The following is a 3,355-nucleotide window of genomic DNA, read 5'->3' on the forward strand; positions in this document are numbered from 1 at the left end:
CCCGGACCCGGGTCCGGGTCCGGGTCCGGACCCAAGGCCGGCGCCGGTGGCGCGGCACCGTGAGGTGAGCCCGCACCCTCCGACGCCGACGCCCCCTCGCGCACCCCCTCCCGCTCCACCCCGCGTCAGTACCGCAGCGCCCGCTGCACCTCCGTCTTCACCGTCCCGGTGAGCTGGCGGTGGCTGGTGGCGGTGGCGGTGCCGGTCTTGCCGGCGGCCACGTTGGAGACGGTGACGGCGACCACGTCCAGGAGGTTGCCGCCGGAGTCACGGAAGTCGACCTCGACGGCGAAGTTCTTGGCCGAGTCGGTGGTGTTGTGGGCGCTCACACCCACCGTCGTACGTCCGTCGGCGCCCGTCGCCGCGGTGCCGAGCCGTACGTCGCCCGCGGCGTCGACGCCGCCCTTGACCGCGTCGAGCTTGTCGTTGGCCTCGGCGCTGGCGGACGCCAGGGTGTCGGACGCGCCGGAGGCGAGGGACTCGGCCGCCGACGCCGCCCGGCTCGCCGCGCCCGTCGCCTCGGAGCCCACGGACGACGCCGCCGACGCCGCCTTGCTCGCCACGCTCGACGGGGTCGTGCTGTTCGAGCACCCGGCCGTGCCCACGGCGACGACCGCCGCCGTCAGCAGGGTGACGACCGCCGCCGGTCGCACCCGACTCCGTACCCGATGCCCTACCCGTTGTGCCAGCTGTTCGCTCACGTCGCAGTCTCCCTGCTCACCCCCGGCCGGTCCTGTCCTCACAGTGATGTGCCGCCGGACCCTGCCCGCATGTGCTCACGGGGCCCACCGTCACCCGAATGGCGGACCGCCTGTGGCCGGACCACCCGATCGGCCGCAGGGTCGAAAGGCGAGGCGGACGTGGCGCACGCCGTCCGCCGCACAGGAACGGAGTGTCACCATGACCGCACAGCCCCACTCCGGAGCGCCCACCGGCGGCCATCGCCCGGCCGCCCCGGTACCCAACAGCCCCTGGGCCACCGGGGGCGTCACCTTCGCCGGTGTGCTGATGCTGATCAACGGCATCCTGTTCATCCTCCAGGGCATCTCCGCCATCGCCGCGGACGATGTCTACGCCCGGATCGGCGACTACGTCTACAAGATCAACCTCACCGGCTGGGGCTGGATCCTGCTGGTCCTCGGCGTGATCTCGGTGATCACCGGCGTGGGCATCCTCTCCGGCGCCGCCTGGGCCCGCGTGGTCGGCATCGCCCTGGCGGCGCTGAGCCTGGTCGCCCAGTTCCTGTTCCTGCCGTACTCGCCGTTCTGGTCGGTGATCATGATGGCGATCGACGTCTTCGTGATCTGGGCCCTGGCGATGTACCACCCGAACGCGAACCCGAACGCGAACGTGCACACGAACACGCCCACCCGTGAAGGGCTTTGAGTGGCGGGGGTGGTAGGGGCGGCGGGCAGTCCTGCCCGCCTGCCGCCCCCCGTCCGGCGGCCTGCCGTACGTCGTCCGCTGACTGACTCACTCCCGACTCACCTCCCCCCGCTGACACCCGTACGGTGAACTCACGCATCCAGATGGCTCACTCGTTCGAGTCGGACCGCTCGAAGGAGTTAATGGCCGTCAATCCTGCGACGCGTGATCACTCTTCTGAAACGCGCCGCACTTCTGACCGCCCTTCTGCTGACAGCCTTCGCACCCCCGGCCCAGGCAGCACAGGAGCCCCAGGCACCGACGGCCGCCAGGTCCGCGCAGCCGCGCACCCTCGCCCTCGCGGCGGCGGTGGAGGTCGTTCCGCTGGCGGCGGAGTCGCGTGACGGCTATGAGCGCAGCAGCTTCAAGCACTGGAACGCGGGCGCGATCCCCAGCGACGGCTGCAACACGCGGGCCGAGACGCTGATCGCCGAGGCGGTGGACGAGCCGCAGGTGCTCGCCGGGTGCAAGCTGTCGGGCGGGCGCTGGTGGTCGTACTACGACGCCCAGTGGTTCACCTCGGCCGCCGCCCTGGACATCGACCACATGGTTCCGCTCGCCGAGGCCTGGGACTCGGGTGCCTCGCTGTGGACGGCGGAGCGCCGCGAGGCGTACGCGAACGACCTGGGCGCACCGACCTCCCTCGTCGCCGTCTCCGCCGCCTCCAACCGCAGCAAGGCCGACCAGGACCCGGCCCAGTGGCTGCCCCCGGCGACCGGCATCACCTGCCGGTACGCCTCGGAATGGGTGGCCACCAAGCTCCGCTGGGGCCTGACCGCCGACCCGGTCGAGTCGCAGGCGCTGGCGAGGCTCGCGGAGGGGTGCCTGGGTACGACGGTGTCGTACGAGCCGGTGGCGTAGCCGAGCCGTACGCCTCACCGCGGGTCGCGCCGACCCGCCCGCTCCGTCACGCCGACCGCGACCCCCGGCCCCGGAGCCACCACGCCCCCGCTCCCAGCACCAGCAGCACCGCCGCCGCGATGCCGATCACCGCGCCCGTGGACAGGCCGTCGTCCCCGGCGTCCGTCTCCGCCGCCGCCTGCTCCGGTGAGGGTTCCGGCGTCTCGGCCGGCGTGGGGCTCGACGGGGCCGGTGTGCTCGGCTCGGCGGACGGGCTCGGGGCGAGCGGCGATGCTCCGGGGGCGGCGGGCGCCAGCTTCAGGGTCGGCGCCGGGTGGCCGTGGCCGTCGCCGTCGTCGCCGGTGTCCTCCAGTTCGATCCAGCGGTCGATCTGGCCGTCGCTGTACGACTGGAGCGTCTTGAACACCAGCTCCTCCGCATCGGGCAACTGCCGTACGGTCACCGAGAACTCGGCGTCCGCGCCGACCGCCAGCTCCGGGCCCGACACCGTGTAACCCCGGCTGGTGGCGGCGTACTTCCAGCCCTCGGGGCCCTTGTCGTAGCTGATGTCGGGGGGGACCAGGCCCTCGGGGAGGATCACCTCCAGCTCGGTGATGCCGGCGGCGTCGGACTCCGACGCGGCGTGGAAGTCCAGGGTGACGTTCTGCGCGAGGGCCTGCGCGTTCTCCGCCTCCACCTCGGTGTGGGCGAGCGCCGGGCCCGCGGTGAGGGCGACCGCCGCCACCAGGACCGCGCTGACAGTGGAGAGGCGGCGCGCGGTACGCGCCTTGCCGGACGGCTTGCCGGACTGCTTACCGGAAGGACGGGACACTGCTGGCTCCGGGATGGGGAGGGGGACGGATGCGGACGTACGGGGCTGGGATGTTGGGGTGGACGGCCTGGGTCGTCCTCATGTCGTCCAGGGAGTCGGATGGGAGGTCCTCCAGGGAGTCGGATGGGCGTCCGGGGCAGTTCCTGAGGGGGTGAGTGACCTGCGTCACGGCCGGTGGGGGGGGGGGGGGGGGGCGGGGGCGCCCGGGCCCCCCCCCCCCCCCCCCCCCCCGGAGGCGGAGCGCACACACGCCCCCCC

4 protein-coding genes are annotated in these 3,355 nt (G+C 73.3%); 2 read left to right on the plus strand and 2 right to left on the minus strand.

Annotated elements, in window-relative coordinates; all coding sequences use genetic code 11:
• Nucleotides 1-125 precede the first annotated feature (125 nt).
• On the minus strand, nucleotides 126-701 hold the full coding sequence (locus ACFXAZ_RS13655; RefSeq protein ID WP_384589152.1) for a hypothetical protein: 576 nt from the start codon (nucleotides 699-701) through the stop codon (nucleotides 126-128).
• A 199-nt stretch (nucleotides 702-900) separates the two neighbouring features.
• Here ACFXAZ_RS13655 and ACFXAZ_RS13660 point away from each other — a divergent pair, with 199 nt between their 5' ends.
• Both ACFXAZ_RS13660 and ACFXAZ_RS13665 read left to right on the plus strand, forming a co-directional pair.
• Complete coding sequence (locus ACFXAZ_RS13660; RefSeq protein ID WP_384589155.1) at nucleotides 901-1,386, plus strand: hypothetical protein; 486 nt, start codon at nucleotides 901-903, stop codon at nucleotides 1,384-1,386.
• A 204-nt stretch (nucleotides 1,387-1,590) separates the two neighbouring features.
• Nucleotides 1,591-2,286 carry an HNH endonuclease family protein gene (locus tag ACFXAZ_RS13665; RefSeq protein WP_384589158.1) on the plus strand — a complete coding sequence of 232 codons (696 nt, stop codon included), beginning with the start codon at nucleotides 1,591-1,593 and terminating at the stop codon, nucleotides 2,284-2,286.
• A 46-nt stretch (nucleotides 2,287-2,332) separates the two neighbouring features.
• Here ACFXAZ_RS13665 and ACFXAZ_RS13670 read toward each other — a convergent pair whose 3' ends face one another.
• On the minus strand, nucleotides 2,333-3,097 hold the full coding sequence (locus ACFXAZ_RS13670) for a DUF1775 domain-containing protein (RefSeq protein ID WP_384589161.1): 765 nt from the start codon (nucleotides 3,095-3,097) through the stop codon (nucleotides 2,333-2,335).
• Nucleotides 3,098-3,355: the final 258 nt, after the last annotated feature.

It is taken from the genome of Streptomyces sp. NPDC059477, assembly GCF_042749375.1.
Classification (GTDB): domain Bacteria; phylum Actinomycetota; class Actinomycetes; order Streptomycetales; family Streptomycetaceae; genus Streptomyces.